Annotated in this window: 5 protein-coding genes and 1 pseudogene; all 6 read right to left on the bottom strand. The window is 36.0% G+C overall.

Annotation, left to right across the window (positions count from 1 at the left end; translation table 11 throughout):
* Positions 1 to 609: 609 nt before the first annotated feature.
* The gene (locus AZF08_RS32380) at positions 610 to 4,836 is read right to left on the bottom strand and encodes an amino acid adenylation domain-containing protein (protein WP_235604064.1); all 4,227 of its coding nucleotides are present in this window, start codon (positions 4,834 to 4,836) and stop codon (positions 610 to 612) included.
* A 66-nt stretch (positions 4,837 to 4,902) separates the two neighbouring features.
* Positions 4,903 to 10,105 (bottom strand): annotated as a pseudogene (locus AZF08_RS32375) (amino acid adenylation domain-containing protein); the annotation flags it as partial.
* 151 nt (positions 10,106 to 10,256) lie between these two features.
* Entirely contained in the window at positions 10,257 to 15,239 is a 4,983-nt protein-coding gene (locus AZF08_RS16300; RefSeq protein ID WP_063177313.1) for a non-ribosomal peptide synthetase, read from the bottom strand.
* Positions 15,160 to 18,699 carry a non-ribosomal peptide synthetase gene (locus AZF08_RS29965; RefSeq protein WP_063177312.1) on the bottom strand — a complete coding sequence of 1,180 codons (3,540 nt, stop codon included), beginning with the start codon at positions 18,697 to 18,699 and terminating at the stop codon, positions 15,160 to 15,162. The genes AZF08_RS16300 and AZF08_RS29965 overlap by 80 nt, the downstream gene beginning before the upstream one ends.
* A gap of 480 nt (positions 18,700 to 19,179) precedes the next feature.
* Complete coding sequence (locus AZF08_RS16290; protein WP_265184964.1) at positions 19,180 to 19,866, bottom strand: condensation domain-containing protein; 687 nt, start codon at positions 19,864 to 19,866, stop codon at positions 19,180 to 19,182.
* 31 nt (positions 19,867 to 19,897) lie between these two features.
* A partial coding sequence (locus AZF08_RS31790; RefSeq protein WP_153019544.1) for a condensation domain-containing protein occupies positions 19,898 to 20,220 on the bottom strand: 323 nt, incomplete at its 5' end.

The following is a 20,220-nucleotide window of genomic DNA, read 5'->3' as shown; positions in this document are numbered from 1 at the left end:
TCTGACTTCATAAGCATACAGTGAACTTTTCTATGCACACCTATTTTAATACTAAAATAGCAGGATTACTACTCTCTTCTACCTAGTATGTGTAATTACTCCCATTTATTTCGAATCAATAAACCACCTTTTGAAGGACATAGCCACATGCCCTTCAAGCTAAGACCTTGAAATACCCCCTAAACGAAATTTTTACCTTTCTACATTTAGTTATCTTATCATAAGCGCTGATGACATAAGATTCGAAAATAGAAGCCAACATAAACTAACCACCCAAAGTTTACATACGTAAAAGGGCTCGCTGTTGTTAAACAAGCGACTTGATTAATTACCATAAGCATTCTTACAAGAAGAAGCTGTCTCCAAAAGGTCGTTTTTAACGACCTTTTGGGACAGCTTCTTTTTGTTGAAAATTATACATAACCTTAACTTGATGGCTATGGCCTTTTGAAGGCGTTTTTTAGCAATGCTATTCCAATATCACGACTTATCTCTAAGGTCAAAGAATCACTTTTAACTAAATTACCCACAAGCCCTGATTCTAAAAAAACTAAGTTTTTGTTTGCTGGAATTATCCAAACATACTAACAACATAAAGTTTAGAATAGCTTACACTAAGTGTAGGGATTTTCTATTTTGTATGGATGGATAATAATGATTCATAAATGATTCATAAATCTCGATGTTATTTATAACGCTCTTATTACACATAACAAATGCACCGGTGTTCACTTCAGGTAATAACCACATAAATGAACTAAATCCAGGGATATTTCCACTCTTAGCGAAAATATTTTCACCCATATAATTTGGATGGAAATTTGTTTCAAATCCATAACTGCTATAGCTTACTTCAGGACTACTTCCGGATTTCAAAGAGAGCATTTTTTTCACAGATATCGGATCCAATATTCGATTTTCACCATACATTCCCTGTTGCAACATGGCAATCATGAATTTAGCTATATCTTCTCCAGTTGACAACATACTACCAGTAGAAGTGTCAACTGGGTTATACTCATACTCTGAAATTCGACGTTTTTCCATGTCATATCCTGTTGCAAGTTTATTTTGCAATTCCGAAGTTTGTATAAAACTACTATTATACATTTCAAGTGGTTTTAACAATTGCTCCTTTGCATATTGATAAAAAGGAACACCTGTGATTTTTTCTACCATGTACCCTTGGAGTACGAATGCAAAATTCTCATAATTATATCGTTCACCAGGCGTATGAACTACTGTAGGCATATTCTGTTGAATTAGCTCCTTTAATGTCACAGGTTTTGATTTATCAAAATTAATTAATTGTTCCAGTCCCTGATCAGGAAAATCAAATCCTGTTGTATAGCTCATCAGATGTTCAATCGTAAGGGGAGCATTTACTTCCCTTGGAATTTCGATATCACCTAAATATGCCTGGATATCTTCATATAAATTAATCTTGCCTTGCTCTACAAGTTGCATCATGATTGTAGAAGTGAATAATTTTGTAATTGAACCCACTCTCATTAATGTTTTGTGTTCATTCATTGGTATTTTATTCTCGACATCTGAATATCCGTACCCTTTAGATAAAAGTACTTTACCATCTTGAACAATAACAACAATAGCACCCGGAACGTCTTTCAAATACAAACTATTAAAAAATTTATCTGTAAATTCTTCTGCTTCTTTCGAATCACTAGATTCTATAAGTTCACTCTCTCCTAAATAATACATCCGGTCTGTCTGCTCTTTCATTACACAATGCGCAATGATTTCCTTCAATGTCTCTCTTAATAATCCTGCTAACTCCTGTATTGTTTCTTCGAAATACTGTGCACGATTATAACTAAGTGTCATTGATAAACTTCCATCAATAATCATACCATTAATATCTAATGCATACTGTCTTCTTTGATGACCATTTAACTCATCCCCTTTAGAATATGGAGATATTTGCATTACGCTATGCTCTAAGTCTTGGTCAAACTGACCGAGATAGTTAAAGCTAATCTCTGACTCCAGCGTAGATGTCTGCTTTTCTTGATTTTCAGATAAATATTTTAAAAGGCCATATCCAATCCCTTTATTCGGAATTTGGCGTAATCCTTTTTTGATATTCTTAATCCGCTGAGAGATATCGCTCCCTGCCTCAATCGGCAGGACTACTGGATACTGGCTTGTAAACCATCCTACTGTACGAGTGATATCGAGATCAGAAAGAATAGATTCTCGTCCATGTCCTTCCAGATTTACAGCGATTTTTTCCATTCCTGTCCATTGATGAACTGCCATTCCTAAAGCAGTTAGCAACAGGTCATTTATTTCCGTATTGTACGCATTATTTGCTTGCTTTAATAACTGTTCTGTTTCAGACTTCGTCCACTTCACGGCAATAGCTTCACTATCCTTTATCAACCCACAATCTTGTTCCTTATCTTTCGGCAACAATTCCATTGGGATTTGTTCGACCTCATTCCAATATTCGCGCTCTTTCTCCATATCTGGATTGTTCGCATAAAGGGATAATTGTTCTGCCCATAATTGGAAAGAATCTGTTTTTTGTGGCAGTTGAATCGCCTCTCCGTTTACCGCTTGTTCATATCCTGCCCCAATATCTTCTAGTAATATCCTCCAAGAAACACCGTCCACTACTAAATGATGGATAACAATCAATAAATGCTCGCCTTCTTCACATCGGAACAAGCCTAGTTTCATTAACGGCCCTTCACTTAAATGAATACTACTTTGAATCGCATTCGCAGCCTCTTCAATCGCTGAAGCAGGGTTCACGTTTCCTCTGAAATCCATCACTTCTAAACTAAATAATTCTTTTTCCTCTATCCCTCGGTTCCATGCCTCATACCCTTGTTCGGTTTGATGGAAGACCATACGCAGCGCATCGTGATGCTCAGTAATCTTTTGCATTGCCTTACGAAGAGCTGATACATCAAATCCTTGTTCCCTATATAACATAACCGCTTGGTTAAAATGATGAGGGGCTTCCATCTTGTTTTCGAAGAACCACTGCTGGATTGGTGTTAATGTAACCTCTCCTGTTACTTCTTTTTGATCTATCAGTCGCGTAACCGGTTTTACATATAAACTTAATTCTGCTATATTTTGATACTTGAACCAATATTTCATTTCTATTTTATAGCCTTCTTGTAACAACTTTGAAGAAGCTTGAATCGCTTTAATCGAGTCGCCACCTATATCAAAGAAATTATCTAATACTCCAATTTGCGGAACACCAAGTACCGTTTGCCAAATTGAAACTAACATTTCTTCTATTGGGGTTTGCGGTGCAACATACTCCGTACCTGTTTGTAGATTCTTTTCTGGCTCAGGCAACGCTTTACGATCAATTTTACCATTTGGTGTTAATGGCATTTGCTCCAACTGTACAAAGTATGATGGAATCATATAGTCTGGTAATTCTCGTGACATAGTCTCTCGTATTTGTCTTACTGTTAAGTCCTTATTTGCTACAAAGTATGCACACAATTGTTTTGATCCATCATCATTCTCTCGTACAACGACGATAGCCTCTTGAACTGACTCTATTTTTAAGAGCTGTGCTTCAATCTCTCCAAGTTCAATCCGATAACCTCTAATTTTCACCTGCTGGTCAATTCTTCCTAAATATTCAATATTCCCATCAGATAGCCATCTTACCAAGTCACCTGTTTTATATATTCGCTCACCTGGTATAAATGGATTATTCACAAACTTTTCTGAAGTTAACTCCGGACGGTTAAGATAAGATCTTGCCAGGCCACTTCCCCCAACCCAAAGTTCTCCAGCCACTCCTATAGGTTGTAAGTGACCATTATTGTTCACAATATACGTTGTTGTATTGCTTAATGGCTTTCCGATTGGTATATTTTCAGACTTATCTTCAACTTCATTCACTTCATAATACGTTGCAAATACCGTACTTTCCGTCGGGCCATAGACATGTACAATTTTATTCTCCCCTATATGCTGAATTGCCTTTCGTACATGTGCTACCGATACACGTTCTCCACCAAAAAGAACTTTTCTAATATTAGATAAACAGTTAATATTAACGTCGACCAAGACATTGAATAAAGCTGTCGTTATAAAGAGAACCGTAATGTTTTCTCTTACAATATAATTCGTTAATTTTTCCATATTTAACAATACTTCTTTGGAAATAAGGATAAGTTCGGATCCATTTAATAACGAACCATATATATCAAAGGTCGATCCATCAAACGCATAACTCGACAATTGAAGTACTTTATCCTGTGTGCTGAATGAAATATAATTTGTATCTTGAACAACTCGAATTATATTTCGATGCGTGGTTAAAATACCTTTAGGGTTGCCTGTTGTTCCTGAAGTATAAATAACATAAGCTAAATGATTAGGCCCAGTCTTCGACTCCAAATTCGAACCATCTTCATGATAAATCGCTTCATCATCCAAAAACAGAATTTTAGATGTAAAGGAGAGCTTATCCTGCAAATGGCGTTGCGACAAGAGAATCTTCGTTCCCGAATCCTCCAACATGTAACGAATTCGTTCCTCTGGATATTCAGGATCGATTGGCACGTAGGCACCACCTGCTTTTAAGATTCCAAGTATCCCCACAATCATTTCTAGCGAACGTTCTACCATAATTCCAACTAACTGATCTGCTTGTACACCTTCACCTCTTAGCGTTCGCGCCAACTGGTTCGCTCGTTCATTCAACTCACGATACGTCAAATGCTGATTTTCGAATAAAACCGCAACATGATCTGGTGTACGCTCCACCTGTTCTTCGAACAATTGATGGATGGTCTTTTCACATGGATATTCAGTCGCTGTATCATTGAACATTTCGAAAATCTGCATTTTCTCTTCCGCTGTTACCAATTCTAAATCTTGTATACAAATTTGTGGGTTATTTACAACTTGCTTGATGACTTGAATCAAATGACCACGAATTCGTTCTACACTTGCATCATCATATACATTGGCATTGTAATTAAGTCGAATTTTAAATTCTTCACCAGGGACAACAATTACATTAAAATTATAGCTTGTCTGTTCTTCCATATTTGCATTCTTAACTTCTAATAGGTTTTCAGAATGGTTACTAACGCGTTCCATTTCTGTCTCCATAGGATAGTTCTCAAACACCATAAGATGTGTGATCAAGTCTTGCTTTTGCTCCGTTTGTGCCTGCATTTCATACAATGGATGCGTATCGTATGCATGTGAGGCTACCGCCTGCTTCTGATTCCTTTTCATCACTTCTACAAAAGATTCTTCCGCGTCACAACGAATACGCACAGGAATCGTGTTAATGAATAAACCAATCATATTTTCTATACCTTGTATATCAGCTGGTCTTCCTGATACGACACTTCCAAATACAACATCCTGACTACCATTATATTTCTGTAGTAGAGCTCCCCATGCTGTCTGAATTAAGCTGTTGATTGTGACTTGATGATCACTAGCTACCTGTTTCATCTTCTGCGTTAATTCTCTATCAAACTCACAAAGTAGCTCATCCAAAACATAACCTTCATCTTCATTTTTTAAGTTTTCTTTTGGTAATAATGTCTGCCCTTCATACCCTTCTAAATACTCATTCCAATATTTAGAGGCCTCTTCATGATCTTGTGCTTCTAACCATTCAATATAGTCACTATATGGCGTTACTACAGACAATTCAGGTTCTCTTTGTTGCTGAGTAGCAGTAAGTTTCGAAGATTTCTTGTATTACCAGTGGCATGCACCAACCATCCATTAAGATATGGTGGAAACTCCAAATAACACGGTACGTTTGCTCCTCGGTACGTAAGATCGTCATACGCATTAATGCATCTTCAGCAAGATTAAATCCTCTTTCCCTATCTTTATTCGTATTCTTCTCCACCCACTCTTCACGTAACGGCTCTTCCATTTCATGGAGGTCTTCATAATGAAAATCGATTTTTCTATTTCTGTATACAATTTGTAACGGCTCATCATTCCCAGTACTCACAAAGTTAGTTCGGAATATAGCATGTCTTTGCACCAACTGTTCTAAACTTTGAGTGAATGCCTTTAGATTCATATTTCCCTGTACATCGAACGTTGATTGTTCAAAATAAGCTTCGGATTGCGAATTCAACAAGCTGTGAAATAACATACCCTTCTGCATTGGAGTTAACGGATACACATTTTCAATTTCACCTATATGTTGCGTTTCCTGTACGACACGATCTAATGCTTCGATTGTCATCCCTTTGAAAATAATATCACTTGGTGTGAGCTCCGCTCGCTCTTTCGTTACGCAATGTTCAATGACTTCCTGCAGACTCGCTTGCAGCCAATTCGCCAATTGCTCTATCGTTTCTCTTTGGTATTGTTTTCCATTATAACCAATTCCTAATGATAATCTCCCATCAGATATCATGCCATTGATTTCGAGTACATACGCTCTCGCTTGATACTTACTTACATCTGAACCACTCGAATAAGGAGACGCCTGCATCTCAGTATTCTCTAAATCCTGGTCAAACTGCCCCAGATAGTTAAAGCTAATCTCTGGCTTCAGTGTAAATGTCTGCTTTTCTTGATGTTCAGATAAATATTTTAAAAGACCATATCCAACCCCTTTATGTGGAATTTGGCGTAATCCTTCTTTAATATTCTTGATTTGATGAGAAATATTGCTTCCTGCTTCAATCGGCAGGACTACTGGATACTGACTCGTAAACCATCCTACTGTACGAGTGATATCAAGATCAGATAGAATGGATTCGCGGCCATGTCCTTCTAGATTCACAGCAATGTTTTCCATTCCTGTCCATTGATGGATCGCCATTCCTAAAGCTGTTAACAATAAATCATTAATTTCAGTGTTATATGCTCGGTTTGTTTGCTTTAATAACTGCTCCGTTTCAGAGGCTGTCCATTGGACCGTGATGACTTCACTATCCTTTATCAAACCATAATCTTGTTCCTCATCTTTCGGCAACAATCCCGTTGGGATTTGTTCGATCTCATTCCAATATTCGCGCTCTTTTTCCATATCTGAACTGTTCGCATAAAGGGATAATTGTTCTGCCCATAATTGGAAAGAATCTGTTTTTTGTGGTAGTTGAATCGCCTCTTCGTTTACCGCTTGTTCATATCCTGTCCCGATATCTTCCAGCAGTATTCGCCAAGAAACGCCATCCACTACTAAATGATGGATAACCATCAACAAATGATCGCCTTCTTCACATTGGAACAAGGCTATTTTCATTAACGGTCCTTCACTTAAATGCATGCTACTTTGAATCACATTCGCAGCCTCTTCAATCGCTGAAGCCGGATTCCCATTCCCTGTGAGATTCATCACTTCCAAACTGAATAATTCTTCTTCCTCTATTCCTCGGTTCCATGCCTCATACCCTTGTTCGGTTTGACGGAAGACCATACGCAGCGCATCGTGGTGCTCGACAATTTTTTGCATTGTCTTACGAAGAGCTGATACATCAAATCCTTGTTTCCGATATAACATGAACGCTTGGTTAAAGTGATGAGGAGCTGTCACCTCACGGTCGAAGAACCAGCGCTGAATTGGTGTTAACTTAGCCTCACCTGTTACTTCGCCTTGTTCAGCAACTCGCGTTATTTTCTCCACATGCGGACTTAAAGACGAAACAGTCGAATATTTGAATAAATTTTTCATATCTACTCGATAACCAGCTTGATACAGTCTCGAGGAGACTTGGATGGACTTAATTGAATCGCCTCCCAAATCAAAGAAATTATCCAATACTCCAATTTGCGGAACACCAAGTACTGTTTGCCAAATTGAGACTAACATTTCTTCTATCGGGGTTTGCGGTGCAACATACTCTGTACCTGTTTGTAGATTTTGTTCTGGCTCAGGTAACGCTTTACGATCAATCTTACCATTTGGTGTTAATGGCATTTGTGCCAACTGTACAAAATAAGATGGAATCATATAGTCTGGTAATTCTTGTGACATCGCCTCTCGAAGTTGTCCCACTGTTAGGCTTTCATCTCCAACAAAGTATGCGCACAATTGTTTTAATCCATCTTCATTCTCTCGCGCAACAACAATGGACTCGCGAACCAACTCTACTTTCTGGAGTGCTGACTCAACCTCACCCAATTCAATTCGGTATCCTCGAATTTTCACTTGATCGTCGATTCTTCCTATATATTCAATACTTCCGTCTGGTAACCATTTTGCCAAGTCACCTGTTCTATACATGCGCTCTCCTGGGCTAAAAGGATTTTCTACGAATTTTTCCGCTGTTAATCCCGGTTGATTTAAATATCCTTTAGCGATACCATCTCCAGAAATACAAATTTCTCCTGGAACATTTATTGGTTGAAGGGCATTATTTTTCCCCAAAATAAATATTTTCACATTTGAGATTGGCTTACCGATGGAAATCTTTTGTTCAGCATTCGTAATTGAAAGCATTGTGGAAATTACACTATTCTCTGTTGGACCATACTCGTTACATATTTCTACTTTTGGATTTAATGTTTTCAACTTTTTAATAAGCATAGGAGTAATCTTTTCTCCACCAACAACTACATTTTTTATTGAACGGAAATCTAATAAATTCATATTCTCTAATACTTTAAACAAAAAGTTAGGAGTACTTTGTAAATGTGTTATCTGCCATAATGTGATAGCATTTTTAATATCCATTGGATCCACGCACTGTTTATCATTGAGAATATATACTGTTGAACCAGAAACAATTGGTCCAAAAAAGTGTGTAATAAATGAATCAAACACAAATGTACTAAACATAAGTACACGATCTTCCTTTGTAAACCCATATGATTTTGCTTTCCATTGTACTGTGTTATGTATGCTGGAATGTTCCACCATTACCCCTTTAGGTTTACCTGTGGTTCCCGAAGTATAGATAAGATATGCCAACTGATTCTCTGCATTAATACCTCCTAAATTAGAAGTATCTTCATGGTAAATATGTGCATCATCTAACAGTAGAATCTTACCCTTATAAGAGAAGGGGATTTCTAAATGTTGCTGACTCAATAATATTTCTACTCCGGAATCTTTCAGCATATAATTAATCCGGTCTTCAGGATATTCTGGATCAATAGGTACGTAGGCACCGCCCGCCTTTAATATCCCCAGTATACCCACAATCATCTCGATAGAACGCTCAACCATAATTCCAACTAACTGATTTGCTCGTACCCCTTGATTTCTTAGGGTTCTCGCTAACTGATTTGCTCGCTCATTGAGTTCACAATACGTCAACTGCTCATCTTCAAATACAATCGCCAATTGCTCTGGTGTTCTATCCACCTGTTCTTCGAATAATTGATGAAGAGTCTTCTCCTTAGGATAATAGGATGTAGTATCATTGAAAGAAACCAATAATTTATTTTTTTCAACTTCTGATAACAATTCAACCTTATTTATTTCAATATCATACTGGTATAAGATTACAGAAAAAATACGGTTTAAATGTTCTATAATTTGATTCATAAAATCTCTATCATAAAGATTTTCATTATATATTAACTTCAAATTAATTAAATCTTTTTCTAAATCGAAGTGGAAGATGGTATCTGAAACTATACTTTCATCAAAATTACATTTATGAATTTCATTTAAAGAAACCATTGTATTTATAATAGGTATGTTGTTCGAGTCATATTGTAGATTTAAATTTCGAACCATTTTTTTGAAAGGCACTTTTTGATTTTCAATTGCTTCTTTAACCGATAATTTTATTCTATTAAACACTGATTTAAATGTACTGTTTTGATCTAATTTATTTTTTAATATTAAAAATTCATTTAATAGTGAACCTTGTTTATCCCCTACTTGCATTGTTGGAAATCCTACGATGATGTTTTCCTCATCTGTATATTTATTTATTAAGCATTCAACCCCAGTTAGCAGAATCAAATATATTGCTAGATTAGATCCATTTGCCATAGTCTTAATTTTTTGTGATACATCGGATGATAAAGGACGATAAATATAATCATACTTATTACTAGTATTTTTAATCGTTTTAACATAAGGTAAATAACTCATATTATCTTCAGCATCAAACATATTATTCCAAAAAAGCTCTTGCTTTTTAAATACTGACATTATAGGCACCCCAATTTTTATAAAATATAGATAGACACTTGCTGAATATATACTTTAAATCCAAACTTACATACTATTATTAATAACATTGTGGTTAACTTTCATTAAAGAGCGTGTCTTTTTATTACACGCTCTTTAATGAAAAGAAATACTAGAAGGTTAATTCAATCGAATCTAATTCAGTTTCATTTTTTACTTCTTCTTCACTTAACTTAATATTGTTTAATTGAATACGAGAATTTTGAGAAACTGTAGATAGAATCGATGAGAAATCTTTTGCTAAAATTTCAATCATAGATTTTTTAAATAATTTCGTACAGTATTCAAAACTACCGATTAATTTATCATCATTAAAACTTACATACAGTGTTAAATCAAACTTAGCTATCGTTTGACTTTGAATATCATAGGGCTTGAATGTTAAAAGGTCACTTTTAACATTTTTATTTTCTGCATTTTGTAAAACAAACAATGTATCAAACAATGGATTACGGTTTACATCTTTTTTAATATTTAATTTCTGTATCAATTCTTCAAATGGATACTCTTGATTCTCATACGCATTTAACATCGTTTCCTTCACTTCATGTAAATAGGAATCAAATGACTTCTCTCCACTTGGATAATTTCGTATTGCTAACGTATTAACAAACATCCCTATCACTGATTCTAAATCAGCATGTGTTCTGCCTGCGATTGGCGTCCCCACAATAATGTCTTCTTGTCCACTATACTTCGATAATAAAATAGTATAGGACGCTAACATTATCATATAAAGTGTCGCTCCCGTTTGTGCTTCAATTTCCCTTAATCCTTGAATACTTTGCTTATCGATAACAAACTCTAACACATCTCCTTCGTAGCTTCGTACAGAAGGTCTTTCATAATCCGTCGGCAACTCCAATTCTGGAATTTCTCCGCTAAATATATCTAGCCAATAACTTTCCTGTTTTTTCATCTGCTCTTGATGTATCATGTTTTGCTGCCAAGCTGCGTAATCCTTATATTGTATTTGAAGAGGAGGCAGTTGTTCTCCATCATATAACTGTACAAATTCTCTCATTAAAATGTTCATAGATACTCCATCAGAAATGATATGATGCATATCAAATAACAGTATATAATGATTGTTTCTCAGTTCAATTAACCTTACTCTAAGCAACGGTGCTTGTTGCAAATCAAACTCACGTACAAAATCATAAATATACTCTTCTTCTTCTTTTTCCTTTGCTTGTACAATTTCAACTTGAAATTCCACCTTAGGATGTATGTGTTGCATTGGTTCTCCATGAATCATTTTAAAGCTCGTACGTAGCGAATCGTGACGTTGGATTAAATGTTGGAAAACTTCTTCTAATCGCGTATGATCAAGTGCTCCTTCTATTTTCAGAACACCTGGCATGTTGTAACTGAGCTCGCCACCTTCATATTGACTCAAAATGTACATTCGCTTTTGCGCAGACGAAACTGGATAGTACTCTTTCTCTGAAGTTTTTGGAATGGATACATATGCATGCTGTTTTCGACCTGCGATTAATTTAGCCATTTGCTCAATCGTCGGATACTGAAACACTTCTCTAAGTTTGACATCGGCCTTCATCTCTTTACTGATTTTAGATACCAGAGTTGTTGCCCTTAGAGAATGTCCTCCTAAATCAAAGAAATTATCTTTTATCCCAATTTTAAGATCCCCAAGAATACTTTTCCATATATCAACTAAATACTCTTCTACCTCTGTTCGAGGTTTGACATATTTATTGTTCGTTAACTTACTTTCCTCGAGAGCAGGTAATGCTTTACGATTAATCTTTCCATTTGGTGTTAATGGCATTTGCATAATCTGTATAAAGTAAGATGGAATCATATACTTAGGTAACTCATTAGATAAGGTTTCTCTTAAACTTTCTATATCAATCTCTTTATCTGCTACAAAATACGCACACAGACTCTTTTGTCCACTTTCACCTTCAAGTGCAATTACAGTTGTTTCTTGAACCGAGTCTATCTTCAATAATTGTGATTCTATCTCACCAAGTTCAATTCGATAACCACGAATTTTTACTTGATGATCAATCCTTCCTAAATATTCAATGCTTCCATCTGGTAACCATCTTGCCAAATCACCAGTCTTATACATCTTTTCTCCTGGAATAAATGGATTTTCTACAAACTTCTCTTTTGTCAAATCTGGGCGATTTAAATAACCTCGTGTTACCCCATCACCAGCAATGCATAACTCACCCGTAACTCCTATTGGCTGAACTTGTAATTGATTATCCATAATATACATTTGAGTATTAGCAATTGGTTTACCTATACTAAGTTTTGATTTCATAACCCGTTCAACTGATGACCAAACTGTTGTCTCTGTAGGACCGTACATATTATAAATTGAAGCATCTGTATAAGCTCTCAATTGTTCATATAGCTCTGGAGGCATTGCCTCTCCTCCAACCATCAACATTTTCAATTTTCCCAAGGCCATAATTCCTTCTTTTTGATTCATGAAAAGTTTGATTCTTGAAGGTGTTCCCTGCATGATTTCTACTGAATGACGATTAATAAGTTGATTAAAAGCTTCTCCTTCCGTCAATGCTTTTGAATCAGCCATAACCACTTTTAAGCCGTTCACCAGCGGCAAAATTGATTCCAAGACAAAAATATCAAATGAAAAAGTTGTCATACATAATATAGACTCATGTTCCATAATTGGAATTTTATTAATTATAGCCTGAGTAAAATTGTGGATAGATTGATGTTCTACCATAATCCCTTTAGGCTTACCCGTTGTACCCGAAGTATAAATCACATACGCTAACTGATTAGATGCTACTATCGATTTTAAATTCGATCCATCTTTATGATAAGAAGCTTCATCATTCAAATTCACAAGTTTTCCCTCAAAAGATATACGATCTTGTAGATGATCCTGTAGTAACAACAACTGTGCTTTCGAATCTTTAAGCATATACTGAATACGTTCCTCAGGATATTCTGGATCAATTGGTATGTAAGCTCCCCCAGATTTCAAAACACCAAGTATTCCAATAATCATTTCTAACGAACGTTCTGCCATAATCGCAACTAACTGATCCGCCTTTACTCCTTCAGATCTCAATGTTCGTGCCAATTGATTCGCTCGTTCATTTAGTTCTTGATACGTCAATTGTTTGTTTTCAAATACAATCGCCACTTGATCAGGTTTGCGTTGTACTTGTTCTTCGAACAATTGATGAATAGTCTTCTCACGTGGATATTCAGCCGCTGTATCATTGAACATTTCGAGAATCTGCATTTTCTCTTCCACTGTTACTAATTCCAGTTCGTGTGTATGAATCTGTGGGTTATTTACAATTTGCTGCATAATTTGAATCAAATGATTCCTCATTCGCTCGATACTCGCATCATCATATACATGGGCATTATATTGGAACTGTATCTGAATCTCTTCCCCAGGAATTACCATAACGTTAAAATCATAATTCGTTTGTTCAGTCATGGTTACATTCGTTATTGTCAATTCTGTTTCACTATGACTTTCTGCATGTTCCATTTGTTGTTCCACTGGGTAGTTTTCAAACACCATAATATGTGTGATCAAGTCCTGCTTTTGTTCCGTTTGTGCCTGTATTTCATACAATGGGTGCGTATCATATGCATGTGAGGCTACCGCCTGCTTCTGATTCTTTCTCATTACTTCTACAAAAGATTCTTCCGCGTCACAACGAATACGCACAGGAATCGTGTTAATGAATAAACCAATCATATTTTCTATACCTGGTATATCAGCTGGTCTTCCTGATACAACACTTCCAAATACAACATCCTGACTACTATTGTATTTTTGTAATAAAATCCCCCATACTGTCTGCATCAAAGTATTGATAGTAACTTGATTTTCACTAGCTACCTGTTTTAATCTTTCCGTCAATTCTTTATCAAGATCGTAAGTTAAGTGTTTCAAAATATATTTTTCGTCTTTAACAGAAGAAGTGACTTTTGGCAACTGTATTTGCCCTTCATACCCTTCTAAATACTCACTCCAATATTTTGTTGCATCTTCATGATCTTGTGCTTCTAACCATTCAATATAGTCACTATATGGCGTTACCACAGACAATTCAGGCTCTTTTTGTTGCTGAATAGCATAGTAAGTTTCGAAGACTTCCTGTGTCATCAGTGGCATGCACCAACCATCCATTAAGATATGGTGGAAACTCCAAATAACACGGTATGTTTGCTCCTCGGTACGTAAGATCTTCATACGCATTAATGCATCTTCAGCAAGATTAAATCCTCTTTCCTTATCTTCAGTCGTATACTTCTTCACCCACTCTTCACGTGATGGCTCTTCCATTTCACGAAGATCTTCGTAATAAAAATCAATTTTTCTATCTCGATATACAACTTGTAACGGTTCATCATTCAAAGCACTCACAAAGTTAGTTCGGAATATGGCATGTCTTTGCACTAACTGTTCTAAACTTTGAACGAATGCCTTTATATTCATACTTCCCTGTACATCAAAGGTTGCTTGCTCAAAATAAGCTTCCGATTGTGAGTTTAACAAGCTGTGGAATAACATGCCCTTCTGCATTGGAGTTAGCGGATACACATTTTCGATTTCGCCTATGTGTTGTGTTTCCTGTACGACACGATCTAATGCTTCAATCGTCATCCCTTTGAATGTAATATCACTTGGTGTGAGCTCCGTTCGCTCTTTCGTTACGCAATGTTCAATGACTTCCCGTAGACTCGCTTGCAGCCAATTTGCCAATTGTTCTATTGTTTCTCTCTTATATTGTTTACCGCTATACTCGATTTCTAATGCTAATCTTCCACCGGATACCATGCCATTGATGTCAAGCACATATAATCTTGCATGATGCTTACTTTCAGTTTCGCCACTCGAATAAGGGGACGACTGCATCGCAGTATTCTCCAAATCTTGATCAAACTGCCCCAGATAGTTGAAGCTAATTTCTGGCTTCAATGTAAATGTCTGTTTTTCTTGATTTTCAGATAAATATTTTAAAAGACCATATCCAATCCCTTTATTCGGAATTTGGCGTAATCCTTCGTAATCCTTCTTTAATATTCTTAATCTGATGAGAGATATCGCTCGCTGCTTCAATCGGTAGGACTACTGGATATTGACTCGTAAACCATCCTACTGTACGAGTGATATCGAGATCAGAAAGAATAGATTCTCGTCCATGTCCTTCCAGATTCACAACAACATTTTCCATTCCTGTCCATTTGTGAATCGCCATTCCTAAAGCTGTTAACAATAAATCATTGATTTCAGTGTTATATGCCCGGTTTGTTTGTTTTAATAACTGCTCCGTTTCAGAGGCTGTCCATTGGACCGTGATGACTTCACTATCCTTTATCAAACCACAATCTTGTTCCTCGTCTTTCGGCAACAATCCCGTTGGGATTTGTTCGATTTCATTCCAATATTCGCACTCTTTTTCCATATCTGAACTGTTCGCGTAAAGGGATAATTGTTCTGCCCATAATTGGAAAGAATCTGTTTTTTGTGAAAGTTGAATGCCCTCTCCGTTYACCGCTTGWTCRTACCCTGCCTCAATATCTTCCAGCAGTATTCGCCAAGAAACGCCATCCACTACTAAATGATGGATAACCATCAACAAATGATCGCCTTCTTCACATTGGAACAAGCCTAATTTCATTAAAGGTCCTTCACTTAAATCAATGCTTCTTTGCATCGTATTTGTAGCTTCTTCGATTGCTGAAATAGGATTCCTATTTCCTGTGAAATCCATCACTTCCAAACTGAATAATCCTTCTTCCTCTATTCCTCGGTTCCATGCCTCATACCCTTGTTCTGTTTGACGGAAGACCATACGCAGCGCATCATGATGCTCAGTAATTTTTTGCATCGTTTTACGAAGAGCTGATACATCAAATCCTTGTTTCCGATATAACATGAACGCCTGGTTAAAGTGATGAGGAGCTGTCACCTCACGGTCGAAAAACCAATGCTGAATTGGTGTTAACTTAGCCTCACCTGTTACTCCGCCTTGTTCAGCAACCCGCGTTATTTTCTCCACATACGGACTTAAAGACGCTACAGTCGAATATTTAAATAAGTTTTTCATATCTACTCGATAACCAGCTTGGTACAGTCTCGAGGAAACTTGGATGGACTTAATTGAATCGCCTCCCAAATCAAAGAAATTATCCAATACTCCAATTTGCGGAACACCAAGTACTGTTTGCCAAATCGAAACTAGCATTTCTTCTATCGGGGTTTGCGGCGCAACATACTCTGTACCTGTTTGTAGATTTTGTTCTGGCGCAGGCAACGCTTTACGATCAATCTTACCATTTGATGTTAATGGCATTTGTGCCAACTGTACAAAGTAAGATGGAATCATATACGCAGGTAATTCTTGAGAGAATATATCTCTCAGATCACTTACCGTTAACTGATTTTCCGCTACAAAGTACGCACAAAGATGTTTCTGTCCAACTTCATCTTCTCGAACAATTACAATAGCCTCATTGACAGAGGGTACTTTTAAGAGCTGTAATTCGACTTCCCCAATTTCAATTCGGTATCCACGAATTTTCACCTGATGATCGATTCGTCCTATATATTCAATATTTCCATCAGGTAGCCATTTTGCCAAGTCACCCGTTCTATACATCCGTTCTCCTGGGATAAAAGGATTCTCTACGAATTTTTCCGCTGTTAATTCTGGTCGGTTCAAGTAACCTCTAGCCAATCCATCTCCAGCCACATATAATTCTCCTGGGATACCAATGGGTTGAATCCTTTGATACTCATCTAGAATATAGGCTTGTAACGTAGGGATTGGTTTCCCAATATTGCTTTTCCCTTCCTCAATCTCAACTTCTGTAATTTCTTTATAGGTTACATGTACTGTCGTTTCAGTGATACCATACATATTAATCAGTTGGGTTGTCGGATATTTTTCCTTCCAGCCCTTCAATAACGATGGGCTGAGCGCCTCTCCACCAAAAATGACTTTTCTTAATTTTAATTCTTTTAAGTCATGCTGCATCTCTTCTTGCAACACTTGATAAAAATACGTTGGCGTTTGATTTAAGATCGTTACGCCTTGAGATAAAATCAGTTGTCGGAATTGCCCAGGATTTTTAGCTATTAATGAAGGTACGACCACTAATTTTCCACCGTAAAGCAATGCCCCATACATTTCCCATACCGAGAAATCAAAACAAAACGAATGAAATAACATCCAGATATCATTCGCATCAAAATCAAACAGATTTTGATCGTTAAACAATAAACGAACAACATTTTTATGCTCAATTAAAGTACCCTTGGGTTTACCAGTTGTACCAGAAGTATAAATTACGTAAGCTAGGTCATTCGGTTTTACTACCGCCTCTAAGTTAGAACCCTCTTCAAGATAAGTCGCTGAATCATCTAACATGATAATTTTATGTTTAAAAGATACTCGATCTTGTAAATGGTTCTGTAATAATAAAACTTTTGTACCCGAATCCTCCAACATATATTGTATACGCTCTTCTGGATATTCTGGGTCAATCGGCACATAAGCACCACCCGCTTTTAATATTCCTAGCATCCCTACAATCATTTCTACTGAACGTTCTACCATAATGCCAACTAACTGATTTGCTTTAATACCTTCAGCTCTTAAGGTACGCGCTAACTGATTTGCTCGTTCATTTAGTTCAAAGTATGTTAGCTTTTTATCTTCGAATACAACAGCAATGTGATTCGGCGTACGCTCCACCTGCTCTTCAAATAATTGATGAATGGTCTTCTCACGCGGATAATCCGCAGTAACATCATTAAAATCAACTAAAATTTGTTCTTTTTCTGTATCAGATACTAATTCTATTTTATTTAATTGAAGCTCAGGCTGTTCTAGTACAATAGAAACAATGTGTATGAAATGTTTAAGCATGTTATCGATAAAATTTTTATCGTATAAATTTTTATTATAGAATAAATTCAAATTCACTAAATCATTTTCCAAATTAAAATGGAATAAATTATCAGATACTACAATGTCATTAAAAGTAATAGATTTATGAATTTCCTGTAAAGCAACTACAGTATTAACAACAGGTTTATTATTCATATCATGTTCAACATTCAAAGAAGTAATCATTTTTCTAAATGATATATTCTGATGTTTAATAGATTCATTCACAGATAGATTTACTTCTTTTAATACCGACTTAAATATACTTTCATTATGTATGGCCGCTTTCACTGGTAATAATTCATCTATAAAAGGAAACATTTCTTTGTGAGCTTCAATTGTCGGAATTCCTAAAATTGTATTTTTTTCCTTTGTATACTTATACAGAAGACAATTAACTCCGGTCAATAGAATTAAAAATGCTGCCATATCAGAGCCTTTAGCCATAGAAATAACTCTTTTCGAAATTTTGGAAGGCAATGTTATAGAAACAGAATCCAAATAATCTGTATTACCCACACTCATATAATTTTTTTCTTTTTTACTATAAGGTAGAGCAGTAATTCTATCTTCAGAATCAAATCGTTTACGCCAGAAAATTTCTTCTTTTTCAAATACATTCATTTAAAAAACCTCGCTTTAAAGTATGAATTCATAAGTGGACATTTATCAACTTCAATTAAAATTAACAATAGGCATAAAAATATCGAATTGAACAAATATGCAATTGTAGTTATTTCATTTTATAGCAATAGAAGAATTCATTTACATACACCCTAATCTACACGGTTTAAAGATCATGTTGTTGTAGTTAATAGAAACATTAATTCTTCCACTCTACACTAGATCCAACAGGCATGCGATCCACCCTGGTGGACCGCATGGCGCTGATAAAGACCCTCTATTCCAATGAGAATTACCATCCATTTTCCAAATAACATGGACCAGTACTTTAATGCACCTAACCCTAAACAAAAATGTCCCTAACGAGATCTTAATCTATTTAGTATTTATTAATTAACGCACTATTTCTCCTCATAGAAACCATAATTTAATAGATATATTTAACATAATAATTTTGAGAATTAGTTAAAAATAACTTACCTAAAATGAAAATTCGATTAGTCCTAACGAGTCTTCATCAACTTGATTTAGATTAATATCTATCAATTTCATATGTGGATGATCAGAGAATTTAGATAATAAAAGTAATAAATCTTGTGATAATCTATGAATTGTTTTATCTTTAAATATTTTTTTACAAAATTCAAAATTGCATTTGAGTTGTTCACCATCAAAGCTGACATACAACGCTAAATCAAACTTAGCTATCGTATGATCTCGAACATAAGGCTTAAATACTAAATTTTCTATTTGAAGCTCTGTTTCTTCTATATTTTGTAAAACAAACATTGTATCAAATATTGGGTTGCGGCTCATATCTCTTTTTATATTTACTTTTTGAACCAGCTCTTCAAAAGGATACTCCTGATTCTCATACGCATTTAACATTGTTTCTTTCACTTCCTGAACATACGTATAGAACGTTTTGTCTCCCACCGGATAATTTCGTATCGCTAACGTATTAACAAACATTCCGATGATTGGCTCTAAATCAGCATGCGTTCTTCCTGCGATAGGAGTCCCTACAATAATATCCTCTTGACCACTATATTTTGCTAATAGCGTTGTATATGCCGCCAATAAGACCATATACAACGTCGCTCCTGTTTGTTTTTCTAGCTCTTTTAATCCGTCACTAATTTGTTTGTCAATTGTAAATTCTACTATGTCTCCCTCGTAGCTTCGTACCGATGGTCTCTCATAATCGATTGGTAGCTCTAACTGTTAATCCGTCACTAATTTGTTTGTCAATTGTAAATTCTACTATGTCTCCCTCGTAGCTTCGTACCGATGGTCTCTCATAATCGATYGGTAGCTCTAACTCTGGAATTTCCCCATCAAACATATTCAGCCAATACGCTTCCTGTTTTCTCATTCTTTCACTTTGCATTTCACTTTGTTGCCAAACTGCGTAATCCTTATACTGGATTCGAAGCGGTGGCTGTGACTCACCTTCATACAACTGAATAAATTCCTTGATGATAAGATTTGTTGAGACACCATCAGAAATAATATGATGTA

This window comes from Bacillus gaemokensis, assembly GCF_001590835.1.
In the GTDB taxonomy this organism is placed as follows: Bacteria; Bacillota; Bacilli; order Bacillales; family Bacillaceae_G; genus Bacillus_A; species Bacillus_A gaemokensis.
This window is presented reverse-complemented; position numbering and strand designations above follow the sequence as displayed.